Annotated in this window: 18 protein-coding genes; 10 read left to right on the plus strand and 8 right to left on the minus strand. The window is 60.9% G+C overall.

Going from position 1 to position 21023, the window contains the following annotated elements; genetic code table 11:
• Positions 1-176 precede the first annotated feature (176 nt).
• The 3 genes from emhC to ACZRKZ_RS02295 are packed head-to-tail and all read right to left on the minus strand — an operon-like array spanning position 177 to position 5944.
• A complete protein-coding gene (emhC, locus tag ACZRKZ_RS02285; protein WP_463980590.1) occupies positions 177-1634 on the minus strand; it encodes an efflux RND transporter outer membrane subunit EmhC in 1458 nt (485 codons plus the stop codon).
• Positions 1631-4792, minus strand: coding sequence for an efflux RND transporter permease subunit (locus ACZRKZ_RS02290; RefSeq protein ID WP_463980591.1), 3162 nt, complete (start codon positions 4790-4792; stop codon positions 1631-1633). The genes emhC and ACZRKZ_RS02290 overlap by 4 nt, the downstream gene beginning before the upstream one ends.
• A gap of 3 nt (positions 4793-4795) precedes the next feature.
• On the minus strand, positions 4796-5944 hold the full coding sequence (locus ACZRKZ_RS02295) for an efflux RND transporter periplasmic adaptor subunit (RefSeq protein WP_463980592.1): 1149 nt from the start codon (positions 5942-5944) through the stop codon (positions 4796-4798).
• A gap of 265 nt (positions 5945-6209) precedes the next feature.
• Here ACZRKZ_RS02295 and emhR point away from each other — a divergent pair, with 265 nt between their 5' ends.
• Positions 6210-6842, plus strand: a complete 633-nt coding sequence (gene emhR / locus ACZRKZ_RS02300) for an efflux system transcriptional repressor EmhR (protein WP_463980593.1) — start codon at positions 6210-6212, stop codon at positions 6840-6842.
• A gap of 274 nt (positions 6843-7116) precedes the next feature.
• Here the strand turns inward: emhR and ACZRKZ_RS02305 are convergent, their stop codons facing one another.
• From ACZRKZ_RS02305 to ACZRKZ_RS02315, 3 genes are read right to left on the minus strand one after another with little or no spacing between them, the layout of a single operon-like run.
• Positions 7117-8172, minus strand: a complete 1056-nt coding sequence (locus ACZRKZ_RS02305; protein ID WP_350613530.1) for an alkene reductase — start codon at positions 8170-8172, stop codon at positions 7117-7119.
• Between the two features lie 24 nt (positions 8173-8196).
• Positions 8197-9363, minus strand: a complete 1167-nt coding sequence (locus ACZRKZ_RS02310; RefSeq protein ID WP_149414272.1) for an MFS transporter — start codon at positions 9361-9363, stop codon at positions 8197-8199.
• 12 nt (positions 9364-9375) lie between these two features.
• The gene (locus ACZRKZ_RS02315; protein ID WP_133099323.1) at positions 9376-9690 is read right to left on the minus strand and encodes an ArsR/SmtB family transcription factor; all 315 of its coding nucleotides are present in this window, start codon (positions 9688-9690) and stop codon (positions 9376-9378) included.
• A gap of 154 nt (positions 9691-9844) precedes the next feature.
• Here ACZRKZ_RS02315 and ACZRKZ_RS02320 point away from each other — a divergent pair, with 154 nt between their 5' ends.
• The gene (locus ACZRKZ_RS02320) at positions 9845-10420 is read left to right on the plus strand and encodes an acyl carrier protein phosphodiesterase (RefSeq protein WP_463980594.1); all 576 of its coding nucleotides are present in this window, start codon (positions 9845-9847) and stop codon (positions 10418-10420) included.
• On the opposite strand, the gene ACZRKZ_RS02325 is transcribed toward ACZRKZ_RS02320, so the two are convergent.
• The gene (locus ACZRKZ_RS02325) at positions 10417-11211 is read right to left on the minus strand and encodes a lysophospholipid acyltransferase family protein (RefSeq protein WP_463980595.1); all 795 of its coding nucleotides are present in this window, start codon (positions 11209-11211) and stop codon (positions 10417-10419) included. The two genes, ACZRKZ_RS02320 and ACZRKZ_RS02325, sit on opposite strands and share 4 nt — an antisense overlap.
• Complete coding sequence (gene olsB, locus ACZRKZ_RS02330; protein WP_463968293.1) at positions 11211-11966, minus strand: L-ornithine N(alpha)-acyltransferase; 756 nt, start codon at positions 11964-11966, stop codon at positions 11211-11213. Before olsB ends, ACZRKZ_RS02325 begins: the two co-directional genes overlap by 1 nt.
• 812 nt (positions 11967-12778) lie before the next feature.
• On the opposite strand from olsB, the gene ACZRKZ_RS02335 reads away from it, so the two are divergent.
• From ACZRKZ_RS02335 to ACZRKZ_RS02370, 8 genes are all read left to right on the plus strand, one after another.
• Positions 12779-13870: a serine hydrolase domain-containing protein gene (locus tag ACZRKZ_RS02335; protein WP_463980596.1), complete on the plus strand. Its 1092-nt coding sequence runs from the start codon at positions 12779-12781 to the stop codon at positions 13868-13870.
• On the plus strand, positions 13867-14181 hold the full coding sequence (locus ACZRKZ_RS02340) for an amidase (RefSeq protein ID WP_149414277.1): 315 nt from the start codon (positions 13867-13869) through the stop codon (positions 14179-14181). The genes ACZRKZ_RS02335 and ACZRKZ_RS02340 overlap by 4 nt, the downstream gene beginning before the upstream one ends.
• 129 nt (positions 14182-14310) lie before the next feature.
• Positions 14311-15486 (plus strand): M20 aminoacylase family protein, encoded by a 1176-nt coding sequence (locus ACZRKZ_RS02345; RefSeq protein ID WP_463980597.1) that lies wholly within the window; start codon positions 14311-14313, stop codon positions 15484-15486.
• A 57-nt stretch (positions 15487-15543) separates the two neighbouring features.
• Positions 15544-16854 carry a citrate-proton symporter gene (locus tag ACZRKZ_RS02350; RefSeq protein ID WP_463980598.1) on the plus strand — a complete coding sequence of 437 codons (1311 nt, stop codon included), beginning with the start codon at positions 15544-15546 and terminating at the stop codon, positions 16852-16854.
• A complete protein-coding gene (locus ACZRKZ_RS02355; RefSeq protein WP_463980599.1) occupies positions 16851-18299 on the plus strand; it encodes an amidase in 1449 nt (482 codons plus the stop codon). The genes ACZRKZ_RS02350 and ACZRKZ_RS02355 overlap by 4 nt, the downstream gene beginning before the upstream one ends.
• Before the next feature lie 63 nt (positions 18300-18362).
• The gene (locus ACZRKZ_RS02360) at positions 18363-19136 is read left to right on the plus strand and encodes an IclR family transcriptional regulator (protein WP_463968299.1); all 774 of its coding nucleotides are present in this window, start codon (positions 18363-18365) and stop codon (positions 19134-19136) included.
• 67 nt (positions 19137-19203) lie between these two features.
• Positions 19204-19794, plus strand: coding sequence for a YceI family protein (locus ACZRKZ_RS02365; protein WP_463980600.1), 591 nt, complete (start codon positions 19204-19206; stop codon positions 19792-19794).
• 1 nt (position 19795) lies between these two features.
• Positions 19796-20953: a phospholipase D-like domain-containing protein gene (locus tag ACZRKZ_RS02370; protein WP_463968301.1), complete on the plus strand. Its 1158-nt coding sequence runs from the start codon at positions 19796-19798 to the stop codon at positions 20951-20953.
• The last annotated feature ends 70 nt before the right edge of the window (positions 20954-21023 follow it).

Raw genomic sequence — 21023 nt, forward strand, 5'->3', positions numbered from 1 at the left:
AGGTGCCAGCAATGGTGCGGGGGAGCGGTGGGGGGATTCAATCGGGTGGGGCGGGTTTTGGGCGGTGATCGAACGGAAGTCGTTGGAATGGTTTTTAGGGTGGCTTGACCACAATGTCCTCATTGCGCAAAGCAAAAAGCCCACCAAAAGGTGGGCTTCGTTTTAACTAGGTGCTATCAGAACAACTTCAACTTCGGCGCTTCTTCTTTCAACGGCTCACTCTTCGCCGTTTGTTCACTCCAGCCGCCACCGAGAGCCTTATACAACGTTACTTCGCTGGTCAGCTGCGCCAGGCGGTCGGTGATCAGCGATTGCTGGGCACTGAACAGCTGGCGCTGGGCGTCGAGGAAGGTCAGGTTGCTGTCGACACCAATGCGGTAGCGACGCTCGGCCAGACGGTAGTAGTCCTGGTTGGCGGTGACGAAGTCACGCTGGGCCTGCAACTGTTGGTTGTAGGTTTCACGTGCCGCCAGGCCATCAGAGACTTCCTGGAACGCGGTCTGGATCGACTTCTCGTAGTTCGCGACGTTGATCTCTTTCTGGATTTTCGAGTAATCCAGGCTGGCGCGCAGGCTGCCGGCGTTGAAGATCGGAATGTTGATCTGCGGTGCGAACGACCAGGTCCCCGAACCGCCCTTGAACAGTCCACCGAGATCCGGGCTCAGGGTGCCGGCATTGGCGGTCAGGCTGATGCTCGGGAAGAACGCAGCCCGTGCCGCACCGATGTTGGCGTTGGCGGCCTTGAGGTTGTACTCGGCCTGCAGGATGTCGGGACGACGTTGCAGCAGGTCCGAAGGCAGGCCTGCCGGTACTTCGCTCAACAGGTCGTCAGCCAATGGCTTGCTGACGAGGTTCGCCGGCAGGCCGGTGCCCAGCAGCAGGGTCAGGCTATTTTCGTCCTGGGCCACTTGGCGGGTGTAGCGCGCCAGTTGTACCCGGGCGTTTTCTACCGAGGTGCGCGACTGGCTCAGGTCCAGGGCCGAAGCCACACCGACTTCGTTGCTGCGGGAGGTGAGCTTGTAGCTCTCCTCGAACGCGCCGAGGGTGTCCTGGGTCAGTTTCAGCAGTTCCTTGTCGGCCTGCCAGGTCAGGTAGGCATTGGCCACGCTGGCCACCAGGCTGATCTGGGTTGTACGACGGGCTTCTTCGGTGGCGAAGTACTTCTGCAGCGCTTCTTCGCTCAGGCTGCGAACTCGACCGAACAGGTCCAGCTCGTAGGAACTGATGCCCAGGGTTGCCGAATACGAACTGGTGATGCCCGCTTCGCCAGTTTGCGAGGCCCGTGCTGGAACCCGCTGGCGGCTGCCGCTGCCATTGGCCGAAACCGCCGGGAACAGGTCGGCGCGCTGGATGCGGTACTGCGCGGCATAGGCGTCGATGTTCAGGGCCGCGACACGCAGGTCACGGTTGTTCACCAGCGCGGTCTGGATCAGCTGTTGCAGGGCAGGATCATGGAAAAACTGTTTCCAGCCCTGTTCGGCAGCGGCCTGGCTCGGCGCCTGGGCCGACGAATACGCCGGCCCTTGCGGGAACTGTGCGGCCACCGGCGCTTCGGGGCGCTGGTAGTCAGGTATCAGCGAGCAGCCACTGAGCACGAATGCCGTAACTGCCAGGGAAAGTAGCGACTTGCTCATTGGCCAGCCTCTTTAGAAGTTTGCGTAGTGTCAGTCTTTTTCCGACTGCCGATGGCTGACACGGTTACGAAGAACAGTGGCACCCAGAAGATCGCCAGGACAGTGGCGGTGATCATACCGCCAATTACCCCGGTACCGATGGCGTGTTGGCTGCCTGAACCGGCACCCGTGGAGATCGCCAGCGGCAGTACGCCGAGGACGAACGCCATGGAGGTCATGATGATCGGTCGCAGGCGCATCCGGGAGGCTTCGATAGCCGCCTCGACGATGCCTTTGCCTTGTTCGTGGAGTTCTTTGGCAAACTCGACAATCAAGATGGCGTTTTTCGCCGCCAGGCCCACCGTCACCAATAGCCCCACCTGGAAGAATACGTCGTTGGACAGCCCCCGCATGCTGGTTGCCATCAGTGCGCCGATAACCCCCAGCGGTACTACCAGTACCACTGCGATCGGGATCGACCAACTTTCGTACAGTGCAGCCAGGCAGAGGAACACTACCAGCAGCGACAGGGCATACAACGCAGGTGCCTGGGAGCCGGATAGACGTTCTTCATAAGACAGGCCGGTCCAGGCATAGCCGACACCCGCCGGCAGTTGCTTGGCGATACGCTCGACTTCCGCCATCGCGTCACCGGTACTGTAGCCCGGTGCCGGTGTACCGAGGATTTCCATCGCCGCTACACCGTTATAGCGCGAGAGTTTCGGTGAGCCGAAAATCCATTGGCCCGAGGCAATGGCCGACAACGGCACCATCTTCCCGGAGTCGCTGCGCACGTACCATTTGTTCAGGTCTTCAGGGGACATCCGGCCAGCGGCCTCACCCTGGATATAGACCTTCTTCACCCGACCACGGTCGATGAAGTCGTTGATGTAGCTACCACCCAGGGCAATCGACAGGGTCTGGTTGATGCTCGCCAGGCTGATGCCCTGGGCGCTGGCCTTCTCGTCGTCAACGGTCAGCTCATACTGCGGCTCATCGTTTACGCCGTTGGGACGTACGCCTGCAAGAATCTTGCTTTGCGAGGCCAGGCCGAGGAACTGGTTGCGTGCCGCCATCAACTTGTCGTGGCCGACGCCGCCCTGATCCTGCAGGAATACGTCGAAACCGGTGGCGTTACCCAACTCCAGTACCGACGGTGGCACGATGGCAAACACCATGGCGTCCTTGAAGGTTTGGGAGAAGTAGCCCTGGGCACGCTTGGCCACTTCGAACACCGACATCGATGCGTCGCGCTCATCCCATGACTTGAGCATGACGAACGCCAGGCCCGAGCTTTGGCCACGACCGGCAAAGTTGAAGCCGTTCACGGTGAACACCGACTTCACGGCCTTGCCTTCGCCAGGTTCGCCTTCCTTGTCGAGCAACAGGTAGGCACGCATGTCGTCGATGACGGTCTGGGTACGCTCGGCTGAAGAACCGACTGGCGTCTGCACCTGGGCAAAGATCACACCCTGGTCTTCCTCGGGCAGGAACGCGCTCGGAATACGGGTGAACAACCAGATCATGCCGGCGAGGATGAGAATGTAGACCAGGAACGATGGAAACTTGTGCTTGATCATGTTGCCGACGCCGCGCTCGTAGCTCAGTACGCCACGGTCGAAGGTACGGTTGAACCAGCCAAAGAAGCCGCTCTTGGGCTGGCCGTGTTTTTCCGGATCGATCGGCTTGAGCATGGTGGCGCACAAGGCCGGGGTGAAGATCAGGGCAACCAGTACCGACAACGCCATCGCCGAGACAATGGTGATGGAGAACTGTTTGTAGATCACACCAGTGGAGCCGCCGAAGAAGGCCATGGGCAGCAGTACCGCCGACAGCACCAGGGCAATACCCACCAGGGCGCCCTGGATCTGGCCCATGGACTTGACCGTCGCCTCCTTGGGCGACAGGTGTTCTTCGGCCATTACCCGCTCAACGTTCTCCACCACCACGATCGCATCGTCCACCAATAGACCGATGGCCAGGATCATGCCGAACATGGTCAGGGTGTTGATGGTGAAACCGAAGGCTGCGAGGATCCCGAAGGTACCCAGCAATACCACCGGCACCGTCATCGTGGTGATGATGGTGGCGCGGAAGTTTTGCAGGAACAGGAACATCACCAGGAACACCAGGACGATCGCCTCGACCAGGGTATCGACTACACCAGAGATCGATTCTGTCACCACAGGGGTGGTGTCATACGGGACCACGGCTTTCATGCCTGGCGGGAAGAACGGTTCCAGGGATGCAACCGTGGTGCGAATGGCCTTGGCGGTGTCCAGGGCGTTAGCGCCGGACGCCAGTTTGATCGCTATGCCGGAAGCCGGCTTGCCGTTGAACTGCGCACTGATGCTGTAGTTCTGGCCGCCCAGTTCAACACGAGCAACATCGCCCAGGCGAACCTGGGAGCCGTCGGAGTTAACGCGCAGCAGGATCTTTTCGAACTGCTCGGCGCTTTGCAGACGGGTCTTGCCGATGATGGTGGCGTTCAGTTGCGTGCCGGGCAGGGCAGGCAGGCCGCCCAGTTGACCGGTGGCCACCTGTACGTTCTGCGCCTGGACGGCGTTGCTGACATCCACTGGAGTCATCTTGAAGTTGTTCAGCTTGGCCGGGTCCAGCCAGATACGCATGGCGTACTGGGAGCCGAAGACCTGGAAGTCGCCCACGCCAGACGTCCGGGAAATCGGGTCCTGGATGTTGGAAACGATGTAGTTGGAGAGGTCGTCCTTGGTCATGCTGCCGTCTTCCGACACCAGACCGACCACCATCAGGAAGTTCTTCACCGACTTGGTTACACGGATACCCTGCTGCTGCACTTCTTGCGGCAGCAAAGGTGTCGCCAGGTTCAGCTTGTTCTGCACCTGAACCTGGGCGATGTCCGGGTTGGTACCCTGGTTGAACGTCGCGGTGATGGTCATGCTGCCGTCGGAGTTACTGTCCGAGGAGACATAGCGCAGGTTGTCGATACCGTTGAGCTGTTGCTCGATGACCTGCACCACGGTGTCCTGCACGGTTTGTGCAGAAGCGCCTGGGTAGGTGACCTGGATGTCGATCGCTGTTGGAGCGATAGCCGGGTACTGGTTGATGGGCAGCTTGAGGATCGATAGAGCGCCGACCAACATGATCACCAGGGCAATTACCCAGGCGAAAATGGGACGGTCGATAAAAAATTTCGACATGAATTACTCCCCTTTGCCAGCAGCGGCAGCAGGAGCAGCAGCAGTACCGGCGGCCGTGGCGTTTTTGGCGTCCGTGACCTTGACCTCGATGCCCGGCTTGATGAACTGCAAGCCTTCGGTGATCACGCGGTCACCGGCATTCAAGCCCTTTTCCACCAGCCAGTAGGCGCCGGCGGTACGGTTGGCGACCAGTACACGCTGTTCAACCTTATTGTCCTGGTTGACCACCAACGCGGTCGGGATGCCCCGCAGGTCACGGGTCACGCCTTGCTGCGGTGCCAGGATGGCCTTGCTGTTCACACCGGCCTGCAGTTGTGCGTGGACAAACATGCCCGGCAGCAGGGTGTGGTCAGGGTTAGGGAACACTGCGCGCAGGGTCACGGAACCGGTGCTTTCGTCCACCGAGACTTCGGAGAACTCCAGCTTGCCTTCCAGGCCGTAGTTGCTGCCGTCTTCCAGGGTCAACTTGACCTTGGCAGCGTTGTCACCGGCTTTCTCCAACTGACCGCTTTCCATGTCGCGACGCAGTTTCAGCAGCTCGGTGGAAGATTGCGTGACGTCGACGTAGATCGGGTCCAGTTGCTGGATCACTGCCATGGCGTCGGTCTGGCCGTTGCTGACCAGTGCGCCTTCGGTGACCGAAGAACGACCGATACGCCCGGAGATCGGGGCAAATACCTTGGTGTAGCGCACGTTGATCTGGGCCGATTGCAGGCTGGCTTCCGATTGCATGCGGTTGGAAACGGCAGTGTCGTACTCCTGGCGGCTGACCGCCTGCTCGTTGACCAATAGCTTGTAGCGGTCGGCAATCGATTTGGTCTGCGACAGGCTGGCCTGGGCGCTTTTGAGGGTGGCCTCATAGACCGACGGATCGATCTGATAGAGCTGCTGGCCTTCCTTGACGTCGCCGCCTTCCTTGAACAGACGCTTGAGAATGATGCCGTTGACCTGAGGCCGAACTTCCGCGATGCGGTAAGCCGTGGTGCGGCCCGGTAGTTCGGACGTCAGGGTGAAGGCTTGCGGTTGAATAGTGACCACGCCGACCTGAGGGGTTTGAGCGGGTGGAGCCGCCTCTTCCTTTTTACATCCGCTGAGCAGCGATGCCAGGGCGACGGCAGTGACCAGGGCGGTAACAGCTGGCTTAAGTTGCATGAAGATCCTCGGGTCAGGTACGCAGGATGCGCACAAGAAGTGTGGAAGGGTAAAAAACAGGCACTGAGTGGATAAGTAGCTTGCTACGCAATATACTTACGTTCATGGTTGTTTGTAAACTCTTGACAGGTTTCCCGGATTCGTCACAACTCTCCGTTGAAAGCCTCGATTCTAGTACGTTCGGCACCCATGACGGTGTTGTCCCATAATTATTCAGATGGTCGTTGTCGACCACCCCAAGTGTCCTGATTGAGGTTTTACTGCCATGGTTCGTCGTACCAAAGAGGAAGCTCAGGAAACGCGCAGCCAGATACTTGAGGCCGCCGAGCAGGCTTTTTACGAGCGCGGGGTTGCGCGAACCACGCTGGCGGATATCGCGGCGCTGGCAGGTGTGACGCGTGGTGCCATCTACTGGCACTTTAGCAACAAGGCCGACCTGGTGCAGGCGATGCTCGATACCCTGCATGAGCCGCTGGATGAAATGGCCAGGGCCAGCGAGAGCGAGGATGAAGTTGACCCGCTGGGCTGTATGCGCAAGTTGTTGATTCATCTGTTCCATCAAGTGGCCCTGGACCCGAAGACCCGGCGCATTAATGAGATTTTGTTTCATAAGTGCGAATTCACCGATGAAATGTGTGATCTGCGCCGTCAGCGTCAGACGGCCAGCCTGGAGTGCAACCTGCGCATCGGCCTGGCCCTGCGTAACGCGGTCCATCGCGGGCAACTTCCGGAGAATCTCGACACCGTACGCGCCGCGGTGTGCATGCATGCCTATATCGACGGAATCCTTGGCCAGTGGCTGCTGGTGCCTGACAGCTTTCAGTTGCACCAGGAGGCTGAGCGTTGGGTCGATATCGCGTTGGACATGCTACGTTTGAGCCCTAGCCTGCGCGATTAAGACAAAATGCGTAATTGCGTCCAGTTGTGTCAACAGTAAAGAACAGGGCGGGTCAATCGTCTCTTTGCCTGATTTTGTGGAATGACTTTATATATGGGCTGGCGCAGGGTTGATAGGAAGTCGACTAAGTATTTTGTAGCGATATTGTTGCAAGGCTGTGAAGGAATGTTTCCCGTCGCTCTGTGAGCGAGCTTGCTCGCGAAGGTCGTTAACGATAACGGACGTGCAAAAAAGCCCCGGCTCTCACAAACCGGGGCTTTTGCGCTTTAGCGGATCAGAGCGCCAGAGTCGGGTAGTCGATGTAACCGACCGGGCCCTTGGCGTAGAAGGTTTCCGGATGCGCTTCGTTTAGTGGTGCATCGGCCTTCAGGCGAGCCGGCAGGTCCGGGTTGGCGATGAACGGTACGCCGAAAGCCACCGCATCCGCTTTGCCTGAGGCCAGCCAGGCATTGGCGCTGTCCTTGGTGAAGCGTTCGTTGGCGATGTACGGGCCGCCGAACGCTGCTTTCAGTTGTGGGCCCAGGCTGTCGCCGGCTTCTTTTTCACGGGAGCAGATAAATGCGATGCCGCGTTTGCCCAGTTCCTTCGCCACGTAGGTGAAGGTCTGCGACAGGTTCTCGTCGCCCATATCATGGGAATCAGCACGCGGTGCCAAGTGCACCCCCACACGGCCGGCGCCCCAGACTTCAATCACTGCATCAGTTACTTCCAGCATCAGCCGTGCACGGTTTTCCAGGGAGCCGCCGTAGTTGTCGGTGCGCTGGTTGGTGCTGCTTTGCAGGAACTGGTCGAGCAGGTAGCCGTTGGCGCCGTGGACTTCCACGCCGTCAAAACCAGCGGCCTTGGCGTTTTCGGCACCGACGCGATAGGCGTCGACGATATCGGCAATTTCAGCGGTTTCCAGAGCGCGTGGCGTCGGGTAATCGGCCAGCGGACGCACCAGGCTGACGTGACCTTCTGGCTTGATCGCACTTGGTGCGACCGGTGTTTCACCGTTCAGGTACGACTCGTGGGAGATCCGGCCAACGTGCCACAGTTGCAGGAAGATCTTGCCGCCTGCGCCGTGAACGGCCTTGGTGATGTTGGACCAGCCGCGAACCTGGTCGTTGGACCAGATGCCCGGCGTGTCCGGGTAACCCACGCCCATCGGCGTCACCGAGGTGGCTTCGCTGAGGATCAGCCCGGCGGAGGCCCGTTGTACGTAGTATTCAGCCATCAGCGCATTGGGAACGCGGCCTTCATCGGCACGGCAGCGGGTCAGTGGCGCCATGATGATGCGGTTGGACAGTTCCAGGTCGCCCAGTTTGATTGGATCGAAAATAGTCGTCATGGGATACACCCTTCTCTTTAGTGATCAGTTGGTAGCAGGGGCCAGGTCGGCATCGCCGCCCTGACGGAAAGTAATCAGCGTTACCAGCAGCGCCAGCACCGCGAGGGCGGCTGCGGCCAAGGGCACGCTGGTCAGGCCAAAGCCATGGGCGATGACGCTGCCGCCGACCCAGGCGCCGAGGGCGTTGCCGATGTTGAAAGCGCCGATGTTCAGGGTCGACACCAGGTTTGGCGCGGCCTTGCCGAAGGTCACCACGTTGATCTGCAGCGCCGGCACGGCGGCAAACGAAGCGGTGGCCCAGAGGAACAGGGTGATTTCAGTCGGGATCAACGCGACGCTGGTCCAGGTCAGTACGGTGGAGATCACCGCCATGCTGATGAACACGCCGATCAGGGTGGCTGCCAGGCGCTTGTCCGCCAGCTTGCCGCCGATGATGTTGCCCACGGTCAGTCCCAGGCCAATCAGCAGCAGGGTCCAGGTCACGCCTTTGGGCGAAACCCCGGTGACATCACCCAGCAACGGTGCGACGTAGGTAAAGAGGGTGAACATTGACGCTGAAAACAGCGCGGTCATGGTCAGGGACAACCAGATGCCAGCGCCCTTGAGGGCCTTGAGTTCAGCACGCATGTCGAGTTTTTCCTCGTCACGCTTGGCCGGCAGAAAGCGGATCAGACCGATCAGCGCGATCACACCAATTACCGTCACGGCGAAGAAGGTCGAGCGCCAGCCGGCTTCCTGGCCCAGTGCGGTACCCAGCGGCACGCCGAGGACGTTGGCCAGGGTCAGGCCGGTGAACATCAGGGCCACGGCCGAGGCACGTTTGTTGGCTGGCACTAGGTTGGCCGCTACTACAGAACCGATACCAAAGAAGGCACCGTGGCACAGTGCGGTCACGACACGGGCAAACATCAGCACGTTGTAATCGCTGGCCAGGGCGCAGAGCAGGTTGCCGATGATGAAAATGCCCATTAACGCTACCAGCGCGGCCTTGCGTGGCAACTTGGCAGTAGCCAGTGCCATGAAAGGTGCGCCGATGGCCACGCCCAGGGCGTAACCGGTCACCAGCCAGCCGGCGCCGGGAATCGACACACCCAAGTCGGCCGCTACATCAGGCAGCAGGCCCATGATGACGAACTCGGTGGTGCCAATGGCAAAGGCGCTTAAGGCCAGTATGAGTAGCGAGAGAGGCATTGTCGGGTCCTGTTACAGCGGGGGGCTGAGTTCTTCGGTGATGGCTTGGATGACGGCTTGAATCACGTCTTCATTGCGTCGGAAAAAGTGCCACTGGCCGGCTTTCTGGCTGGAGATCAGTCCTGCCCGTTGCAGGGTGGCCAGGTGCGCCGAGACGGTGGACTGCGAGAGGCCGCAACGCTGGTCGATTTGTCCGGCGCAAATGCCGTACTCGTGGTTGTGCAGTTGTTCGGGGAATTGCACTTTCGGGTCTTTCAGCCAGTTGAGAATGTCTCGTCGTACTGGGTGCGCCAGGGCTTTTATTATTTCGTCGAGGTCAATGGACATGGCAGTGCTCGGGTTTTGTAAAACGTTATATCGCGATGAGGCGAACTTTAAATCGTTATATCACGATATACAAATATGTTTTTGGTCTTACTGAAGGCCAAATCGATATATCGGGTTATAACGATGCGTTGATGGCAGTGCTAAACTGCTCGGCATGAATTATCTCGCACATCTGCACCTTGGCGGCCAACTTCCTGCGCAACTGCTGGGCAGCCTCTATGGCGACTTCGTCAAAGGGCGCCTGCAAGGCCAGTTCAGCCCGCAAATCGAGTCGGCCATTGCACTGCATCGCAGCATTGACCGGTTTACCGACAGTCATCCGCTGATAGGGGCGGCGTTGTCGCGCTTCAGCCAGACCCGGCGACGCTATGCCGGTATCGTCCTCGACGTGTTTTTCGATCACTGCCTGGCGCGGGATTGGGCGTTGTACGCCGATCAACCCCTGGAGCACTTTACCACCGAGGTTTACCGGGTACTGGCCGCCGAGCCGCAATTGCCGGGGCGGCTGGCGCAAATTGCACCGTATATGGCGGCGGATGACTGGTTGGGCTCCTACCGCGAATTTGCGGTGATGGAGCAGGTGCTGCGGGGGATTTCCCGGCGCCTGACACGGCCCGAGGAACTGGGCCATGCCATGCAGGAATTACGGCTGTTGTATGAGCCGTTGAGTGAGGACTTCCGGGTGTTTTATCCCCAGTTGCAGGTGTTTGCCGCAGAGCACACTGTTTAGGCGGCGACCAATTCCCCCGCTCGCCGTGGTTTGGCCGGTTGTACCACCTCGCCAAACAACGCCTTCTGCACCGCCTGCTGCGCCTGGAACGCCAGCGCCGCCCGTTCCTGACCGGCACAGGCAATCGGCTTGAGCAGATGAATTTCCACATCGCCCTGGTCATTGCCGAACAGGCGTATCAGGTGCGACAGCAAATCATCGTCGCCAATAAAGGGGGCGAGTGGATCAATCTGCCCATCGCGCAGATAACGAATCGCCACTGGCTGCAGTGCCACGTCGGCATCAATGGCACTGGCCAGCAGCCGCCCATGAAAGGTGCGCAGGGCGCGGCCGTCGGTGGTGGTGCCTTCCGGGAACATCAGCAGCGGGTGCTTTTGCTCCAGATGCCGGGTCATTTGTTTGCGGACCAACTGGCTGTCGCCTGAACCACGGCGGATAAACAGGCTGCCCGCTTTTGCCGCCAGCCAACCCGCCACCGGCCAGGTGCGCACTTCGGCCTTGGACAGGAACGACAGCGGCGCCACCATGCCCAGCAAAGGAATGTCGGTCCAGGACACATGGTTGCTGACCCACAACATTGGCTGTTGCGGCAACTCACCCTGAATGGTGACACGAAAGGGCAGGGCATTACCCAGCCGCGCCATGAAAAACCGCGACCAGCGCTGACGCCGGACCATGGAATTGGCCACCCCCAGGCGCTCGAACAGGCCAAACACGCTGGCCATCGTCAAACCCAGCGCCACCACCAGCAGCACGCGGGCAATCCGCCCGTACACCCGAAGTCGGCCCATCACATGGCGGCCTTGAAGTGGCGGGCATAACGCGGGCACAACTCGTCGCGCTTGAGCAGGATAAATACGTCGGCCACCTGGAAATCCTCGTCCCAGCACGGTTCGCCGCAAATCTTCGCTCCCAGGCGCATATAAGCCTTGAGCAATGGCGGCATTTCAGCGATGACGTTGGACGGCAAGTCCATTGTTGGCAGCGGTTTTTTCGGCTCGGCCCGCAGGTGTTCGTTGCACAGATAGCGCTCGCGCAGGCGCTGCATGATCGCGTGGGCCTGGATGCCGCCGTCTTGCATCGGAATGCTCGCGCAGCCCATCAGGTAGCTGTAGCCACCCTGGTTGAGGACTTCGGCCAACTCGCCCCAGAGCACGGCGATGGTGCCGCCGTTGCGATAGGCCGGGTCGACACACGTGCGACCGATTTCCAGGATCGGCCCCTGCAAGTGGCGCAGGCCGTGGAGGCTGAACTCTTCTTCACTGTAGAACCGGCCCAAGGTGCTGGCGGCCTGGTGATCCAGCAGGCGAGTAGTGGCCACCAGTCGACCGCTGTTCAAGTCCCGCACGCCGATGTGGCTGCAGTGAACATCATAGTCATCCATGTCCAGACCCAGTTCAGCGCCTTTGAGCTTGGCATTGAACTCGCCGCTGAATACGTTGAAACGCAAGGCCTGGGCTTCCTGCAACGCCTGGGCGCCGATCAGGCGTTCGGCTTGCAGACGGCGTTCATTGCCGGTGTCGCTGATGCGGGCGATCTGAGTCATGGCGAGTCTCCAGGTGCCGGCCAGGGTTGCGGCCAGTCGACTTTGTTGTGCAAAGTCAGGCTATGTAACCCCGGTGTCATCTCCATGAAGTTACGGTGACGCTTAGATGACAGGGCTCTGGCCACGATTCTGATGGGGGGCTGTTGGGAGCATGGGTATCTATGTGACTGAGTACATATCCGTTACCGCAGCAACGGCGGCTTGGGGTTACGCCCTTATGGCGTGTCACTTTTTGGAAGAGCCCGGAATGCCGGCCCAGCCAAAAGTAACCAAAAGGGAACGGGCCCTACCTATCGGCGCCTCGCCTAGGCTCGGCGTGTTATCACTCCGGTTTTATGGGCAGACAGATCAAGAGCCAGCGCCCATCTGCTTTTCTGTGAGCGAGCTTGCTCGCAAAGAACCCTCGGGCTCCGAGGTGATTCAGGATGCCTGTGTCATCGTTAACGACCATCGCGAGCAAGCTAGCTCTTACAGGTGGCATGGGATCCGCTCTTGCTTCTCACCACTCAGGTCGGCTACCAGGCCGCCGTGCTCTTGCTTTTGATTTTGATCTAAGGCGCCCCGTTAACCACGATGGCAATGCCGGAGAGAGGGCATGCCGAGCCTAAGTGAGGCACCAAGTGGTGGGGCAAGAGCGTTTTGCTTACTTTTGCGCTCTTCAAAAGTGAGCCGCTGTAAGAGCGGAACCTTAGGCAGCCATTACCGCAGCAACGGATACACACACACAGTCCCCCCCAACTGGCCTGACGCAAAACCGTCATTTACCTCCGCTAGGCTCGCGGGTTCGAATGCCCCCCCCTGAGTCCCCGACCATGTTCAAAGGCCTGTTGTGCGCCGCCCTGTTGTTCGCCGTCACGGCTCACGCCGAAACCTGGCCTCTCAAAGACTGGTCCCAAGGCCCCCAACTCGCCGGCCCGGCCTCCCGTGCCCTCGACGACTACGCCTTCCCTCCGCGTGACGACACCACCCGCAAGGGCATCCGCACCGACGCACTGCTGGTCATTCGTGACGGTGAAGTGATCTACGAACGTTACGCAGCGCCCACCACGACAACGACCCCGCACCTGACCTGGTCCATCAGCAAAAGCCTGATGGCCACAGTGCTGGGCGTGGCCTATGGCGATAATCGCTTCAAATTGACCGACCCGGCCGCGCGTTTTTACCCGCCGATGAAACAGCATCCGGCTGTGACCATGGCCGACCTGCTGCACTGGGCCTCGGGCCTGGATTGGCAGGAAGACTATGAGTACGCACCGCTGAAGTCCTCGGTGGTTGCGATGCTCTACACCCGTGGCCGCGCCGACATGGCGACGTTCACCGCCGCCACCGGTACCTTCAGCGCGCCGGGTCAGGCCTTCCGTTACTCCAGCGGTGACAGCAACCTGCTGTCCGCCGCATTAAAAGGCATGCTCGGTCACAAGGCCTATGTCGATTACCCGTGGACCGCGCTGTTCGACCCCTTGGGCATCCGCAACGCCACTTGGGAAAGCGACGCCGACGAAACCTTTGTCGCCTCGTCCTACGCCTACCTCACCGCACGGGACCTGGCTCGGATCGGTCTGTTGATGGCGCGCGGCGGCCGTTGGCGTGAACGCCAGTTGCTGCCCCAGGAATGGCTAGCCTTCAACCGCCAGCCCTTTGACAAGTACACGCCCGGCCAGGACGAAGCCGTCCCCGGCGGTCACTGGTGGCTCAATCGCGAAGTCCAGGGCGCCGCGAGGCCTTGGCCGGATGCTCCCGCTGATACCTTAGCGGCCCTGGGTCACTGGGGGCAGGCGCTGTACGTGATGCCCGACGAACACCTGGTGATCGTGCGCTACGGTGACGACCGCGACGGCAGCTATCGCCATAACGAATTACTCAAACGTGTGCTCGCCGCCGTGGCCCAACAGGTGCAACCATGATTCGCCGTCGTCCGTTCAGCAGCCTGATGATCGTGCTCATGCTGGCCCTGTTGGGCTGGGTTTGGCACGAACGGGCCAACCTGCAAGCCTTCCCGGACATCATCGCGGCCTACACCGCCAAGGAGTACTGCTCCTGCCGTTATGTGCAAGGCAACCCGGCCGAGTATTGCCAGGGTTATGTAAAGCAATACGTGCCCACCAGCGCCTTCGTCGACAACACCGAAAAGCGCTTGGTCATCGTCAGCGGACTGGGCCGAACCCACAGCGCCCAATGGCTGGACGAACGCCAGGGTTGCCGACTGACACCTTGATGTTCCACAGGGTGGAACCACCTTTGATTGTCCTCGCGTGCCCATCGCGGTTATCTGACGGTGTGCCACGAACGCGCTGCTGCGCGCCGCGAAAAAGAACGGGAACACCCGCCTGCGAGGAGAATGACCATGAGCCCACACCAGCACATTCTGGATTGGCTGAGCGATGTCGCCAGCGACCTGCACGCTGTGCGCCAGGACATCCACGCGCACCCCGAATTGGGCTTTGAAGAAAACCGCACCTCGGCCCTCGTAGCGCAATCCCTTAGAGACTGGGGCTTTGAGGTCCACACTGGCATCGGCCAGACCGGCGTGGTCGGTGTGCTGCGCAACGGTAGCAGCTCGCGAAAACTGGGGATTCGCGCCGACATGGATGCACTGCCGATCATCGAAAACACCGGCGTCGCCTACAGCAGCCAACACAGCGGTTGCATGCACGCCTGCGGTCACGACGGCCACACCACCATGCTGCTGGGAGCCGCTCGTTACCTGGCCGCGACCCGTCAGTTCGACGGCACCCTGAACCTGATTTTCCAGCCCGCCGAAGAAGGCCAGGGCGGCGCCGAAGCGATGCTCTCCGACGGTTTGCTGGAGCGTTTTCCCTGCGATGCGCTGTTCGGCATGCACAATATGCCGGGCCTGCCCGCCGGCCATCTGGGCCTGCGGGTCGGGCCGATGATGGCGTCCCAGGACCTGCTGACCGTGACTCTCGAAGGTGTCGGCGGCCATGGCTCCATGCCGCACCTGACGGTGGACCCGCTGGTGGCGGCGGCCAGTATGGTCATGGCCCTGCAGACGGTGGTGTCGCGCAATATCAATGCCCAGGAAGCCGCAGTGGTAACGGTTGGCGCCTTGCAAGCGGGCCAGGCAGCCAACGTGATTCCCCAGCAAGCGGTGCTGCGCCTGAGCCTGCGGGCCCTTAACGCGCCGGTGCGCGAGCAAATGCTGGAGCGGGTCAAGGCGATCATCCTGACCCAGGCCGCCAGTTTTGGCTGTACTGCACAGATCGAACACCGCCCGGCCTACCCGGTGCTGGTCAACCACCCCGAGGAAACTGAATTCGCCCGCCAGGTCGGCGTCGCCTTGCTCGGCGAAGCCGCCGTCGACGCCAATACCCCCAAACTGATGGGCAGCGAAGACTTTGCCTGGATGCTGCAACGCTGCCCCGGCAGTTACCTGTTCATCGGCAACGGCGTGTCGCGGCCGATGGTTCACAACCCAGCCTATGACTTCAACGACGACATCCTGCTGACAGGCGCCGCCTACTGGGGCGCGCTGGCCGAGAGCTGGCTCAAGCCTGCCTGACGAAACATTTTTTTCTGCCGCTGGACCTTTCCCCAACAGGTTGAATGGAGTGTTCTCATGCAGACTTCAATAAAAAGTGTGTCCCGTACCCGGCAAGTGGTCGCGGCGGTGATCGGCAACGCTCTGGAATGGTACGACTTCATCGTCTACGGCTTTCTGGCCAGCATCATCGCTCGGCAGTTTTTCCCCTCTGGCGATGAATACGCGTCGTTATTGATGGCCCTGGCCACCTTCGGCGTCGGCTTCTTCATGCGCCCGGTGGGTGGGGTTCTGCTGGGCATGTATTCGGACCGCAAAGGTCGCAAGGCGGCGATGCAACTGATCATCCGCCTGATGACGGTGTCCATCGCGTTGATTGCCTTTGCGCCCAACTACGCCGCTATCGGCATGGGCGCGCCGCTGCTGATCGTCGTGGCGCGCATGCTCCAGGGTTTTGCCACGGGCGGCGAATATGCCAGTGCCACGGCGTTCCTGGTGGAAAGCGCACCGGCCCATCGCAAGGGTTTGTATGGCTCCTGGCAGTTGGTGGGGCAGTGCATGGCAGTGTTTGGCGGCGCGGCGATGGTGGCGCTGGTCACCCACTTCTTTTCTCCCGAAGCCCTCGACCTGTGGGGCTGGCGCTTGCCATTCATTTTTGGTCTGCTGATTGGCCCGGTGGGCTTGTGGATTCGCCGGCACATGGAAGACCCCGAAGAATTTATCGAGGCGCGCAAACAGGCCCGAGGCCCGGCGCCGACGCTGATGCAAGTCATCCGCGATCACCGTCGCAGCATTCTGGTGTCCATGGGCCTGGCGTGCGGGGCGACGGTGTCGTTCTACGTGGTACTGGTGAACATGCCGACGTTTGCCCACAAGAACCTTGGCCTGCCGCTGGATCAGGTGCTGATGGTGCAGATGTTCGCTGTGGCGCTGATGACCGTGGTCATTCCGCTGTCCGGCCTGCTCTCGGATCGGCTCGGACGTCGACCGGTATTGATGGCCTTCACCCTGGCGTTTTTTGTGATGGTCTATCCGCTGTATGTATGGGTCGCGGCGGCGCCGTCCATCGAGCGGTTGCTGGTGATGCAAGTGATGCTGTGCACGGCCATTGGCGGCTTTTTCGGCCCGGCGCCGACGGCCCTGGCCGAGCAGTTTCCTATTGAAGTGCGTTCCACCGGTGTGTCGGTGGCCTACAACGTGGCCGTGATGGTGTTTGGTGGCTTTGCGCCGCTGATCGTGACTTGGCTAAGCAAGGTCCTGGGCACTCCGGTGGCACCGGCGTTTTATGTGCTGTTCGCTTGCGTCCTGACACTGCTGGGCACTTACTGCATGCATGAGGCACCACGGGCTTCGAGACCGGTGCCATTCTCCAGCGAGGTCAAACCTTGAGTCCTGAGATTGTTGAACTGGATGCTGTGCAACTGTCACGGGCGATCCATGCCCGACAAGTGTCCTGCCATGAAGTGATGCAAGCGTACCTGGCGCAGATCGAACGCTTCAATCCGGCGGTCAATGCGCTGGTTTCATTGCGTTCCCACGAGGATGTGCTGGCCGAGGCTCAGGCCTGTGACCGGGAGCTGGACAAGGGCCAATCCCGTGGCTGGATGCACGGCATGCCCCAGGCGATCAAGGACCTGGCGGCCACCAAGGGCTTGCGCACCACCCTCGGCTCGCCGCTGTTTGCCGACCAAGTACCCACTGAAGATGCGATCAGCGTGGCGCGGGTGCGGGCCAGCGGCGCGATCATTATCGGCAAGACCAATGTCCCGGAATTCGGCCTGGGTTCGCAGACCTACAACACGCTGTTTGGCACCACTGGCAACGCCTACGACCCGACGCTTGTGGCGGGTGGCAGCAGCGGCGGGGCAGCAGTCGCCCTGGCGCTGCGCATGCTGCCTGTGGCCGATGGCAGCGACATGATGGGATCGCTGCGCAACCCGGCGGCGTTCAATAACGTGTTTGGTTTGCGCCCATCCCAGGGCCGCGTGCCCCATGGGCCGGCGCCAGAGTTGTTTGTCCAGCAACTGGCCACTGAAGGCCCGATGGGCCGCAGCGTGGCGGACGTGGCGCAGTTGTTGAGCACCCAGGCGGGCTACGACCCTCGGGTGCCGCTGTCCCTCAAGGATGATCCGGCAATATTTGGCCAACCCTTGCAGCGCGACTTCAAGGGGGCGCGCCTGGGCTGGCTGGGGGACTACAACGGCTATTTGCCGATGGAAGACGGCGTGCTGGATTTGTGCGAGTCGGCCCTTGGCGATTTCACTGCACTGGGTTGTGCTGTCGAAAACTGCCAGCCGGATTTTGCGATGGAGCGGTTGTGGCAGACCTGGCTGGTGCATCGCCACTGGCTGGTGCAGGGCAGCCTGGGCGCCGCTTATGCTGATCCGCAAAAGCGTCGTTTGCTCAAGCCCGAAGCGCAATGGGAAGTAGAGGGCGGCCTGCTCCTGAGTGCGGCGCAGGTGTACCAGGCGTCGGTCAATCGCAGCGACTGGTACCGCGCCCTCGGCAAATTGTTCGACCGTTACGACTTTCTGCTGTTGCCCACCGCCCAAGTGTTCCCTTTCGATGCACAACAACCTTGGCCGCGCATCGTTGGCGGGCGTGAAATGGACACCTATCACCGCTGGATGGAGGTGGTGATCGGCCCGACCCTGGCCGGTCTGCCGAGCATGAGCGTGCCGGTGGGGTTCAATCCCCGGGGCCTGCCCATGGGCCTGCAAATCATCGGCCCCGCCCAGGCAGATCGGGCGGTATTGCAGCTGGCTTATGCCCATGAACAGCTGACGCATTGGGTGCAACGGCGTCCTCCAGCCTGCCTGGTCTCGACCGGCTGAGTCGCAGTGGGCCTGTATCTTGCTGTGAAAAAAGATCATCCGCAGGCTAAAGGAGATCGACCTATGGGCAGCAACGCCGACACGGGCACCGTGCGTTCAGTGGAGCGGGCGCTGGCAATCATCGAATTGCTTGGCGAGCATCAGGCGCTGGGGCTGGAAGAGTTGCATTACCTGACCCACCTGCCCAAGGCCACGGTGTCGCGGATGTTGCTGACCTTGCAGGAACAGGGCTGGATTTTCCGTGGCTTGAGCGACCGGCGTTATCGCTTGAGCGCCCAGCGTTTGTTTGGTGATACCCAGCAACGCTTCAAGCGCCACCTGGTGGAAAGCGCGGCGCCCTGGCTGCTGGATCTCAGCGAGCGCACCGGGCTGGTGGTGGACTTGTCTAGCTTCGATGGCGAGCGCCTGGAGGTGATGGAGAGCGCGATCCCCACGGTGTTACGCAAGCTCTATCCGAACAACTGCCAGATCGTTGGCCAGCATGCCAGCCTGTTTCACTCGGCGATGGGCAAGGCGTGTCTGGCGCAACTGTCACACGATGAAGTGCAGCGCCTGGCTGGCCGTGATCAGGTGGCGGCGGATGAGCAGTACCGCGCTTGCGAGCAATCCCAGCATCAGGGCTTTGGCCAGCGCACCGAAGGTCATTGGGAATACCCGGTGCGCCTGCCGTTCCTGATTCGCGCCGTGGCCTTGCCGGTGCGCGCCGATGGCCGGCTGGTGGGCAGCATGGCGCTGCACTGGCCGATGCACCAGGCGCCGGTGGAGCGGGTGTTGAGTTTGCACCTGGCCAGCCTGGCATCGACGGTTCGGAATGTGCAGCAGGCGCTCTGTCTGTAGGAGCAAGCTCGCTCCTACACGGGGTCTTTGCTACTGTTCGCTCAGGTTTTTCGCCCCACGAGTCCTTATGTCCAACACGTCCCTGTTCAAACCCTTCGCCTTCTTGCTGCTGGCCGGTGCCGCTGTGCCTGCCCACGCCGACTGGTACCTGGACAACGAATCCTCACGTCTGTCGTTTGTCACCACCAAGAACACCAACATTGCTGAAGTCCACCGCTTCCTGGTGCTGCACGGCAAGGTCGACAGCAACGGCGCGGCGCAGCTTGAGGTTGAGTTGGAGTCGGTCAACAGCGGCATTCCCCTGCGTGACGAGCGCATGCGCAATGAGTTGTTCGAGATCAAGACCTTTCCCGACGCGCTGATCAGCGCCCAGATCAATCTGCAACCGATCAACGACCTGGCCGCCGGCGCGCAACTGGAACTGCGCCTGCCACTGTCGGTGACGTTGCACGGCAAGACCCAGACCTACGACAGCGAACTGCTGGCGACCCGCCTCGATGACCGGCGTTTCCAGGTGGTGACCCTGGAACCGCTGGTGCTCCACGCCGAAGATTTCGACCTGCTGCCAGGGGTAGCCGCCTTGCGTAAAGCGGCTGGCCTGGAAGCGATCAGCCTGTCGGTGCCGGTGGGTGCGGTGCTGATTTTCACGGCGCGTTGACATGAGCGGCGCGGTGTTCCCCTGGCGCAGCGCCAACCGTTTCGAGTTGTTGATCGACGGCCCCAATTTTTTCCCGCAGATGCTGGTGGGTATTGCCCGCGCCGAACAACAGGTGGAGCTGGAGCTGTACCTGGTGGAGGCGGGCGCTTGCGCCGAGGCCATGGTCCAGGCACTGGTCCAGGCAGCAGAACGCGGCGTACGAGTGCGTTGCCTGTTCGATGATTATGGCAGCCTGGCATTTACCCTTAGCCTGCGTCGGCGCTTGATCGATGCCGGTGTAGAGCTGCGTTTCTACAATCGCCTGAGTTGGCGCCGTTGGGTGCGCAACTTCTACCGCGATCACCGCAAATTGCTGTTGATCGACCAGACCATCGCCGTCGTTGGCGGTACGGGTGTGACCGACGAATTTTGGACGCCGGGGCAAGATACCTGCGACTGGCACGAGGTGATGGTGCAAATCACTGGCCCCCTGGTGCTGGACTGGCAGGCGTTGTTCGACCGGCAATGGCTAGCCAACGATGACCGCACCGCCTGGAAGCCTGCGACCAACTTTGGCCTGCCGCGTTTGCCCAAGGTGCCGGCCACCGGGGATGGTCTGGGCCGGGTGGCTTACGCTGACGCCCGTCAACATCGCGATATCCTGCAATCGTTAATCCGCGCGCTGAACAGCGGCCAGCAGCGCATCTGGCTGGCCACGCCGTACTTCCTGCCCACCTGGAGCGTGCGTCGTTCCCTGCGCCGAGCGGCGGGGCGTGGTGTCGATGTGCGTTTGCTGCTCACTGGGCCGCGTACCGATCACCCGTCGGTGCGCTACGCCGGGCACCGTTACTACCCGCGTCTGCTCAGGTCTGGGGTGAAGATCTTCGAATACCAGCCGTGCTTCCTGCACCTGAAGATGGTGCTGGTGGATGACTGGGTGAGTATCGGCTCGTGTAACTTCGATCACTGGAACCTGCGCTTCAACCTGGAAGCCAACCTGGAAGCGCTGGACCCTGCGTTGACGCTGGCGGTGGCGGGCAGTTTCGAGCGCGACTTTGCCCAGAGCCAGGCGGTGAGCCTGGAGGCATGGAAGGCGCGGCCGTTATGGCGACGGGTCAAGCAGCGGGTGTGGGGTTGGATTGACCGCTTGGTGGTCAATTTGCTGGACCGAAGAGGCTAAGAAACTGTTGTAGTGAGAAGGCTTATTGTGGCGGGCGGGCAAGCCCGCCCGCCACAAGGGAACACATCAC

The organism is Pseudomonas sp. c313, from assembly GCF_055407145.1.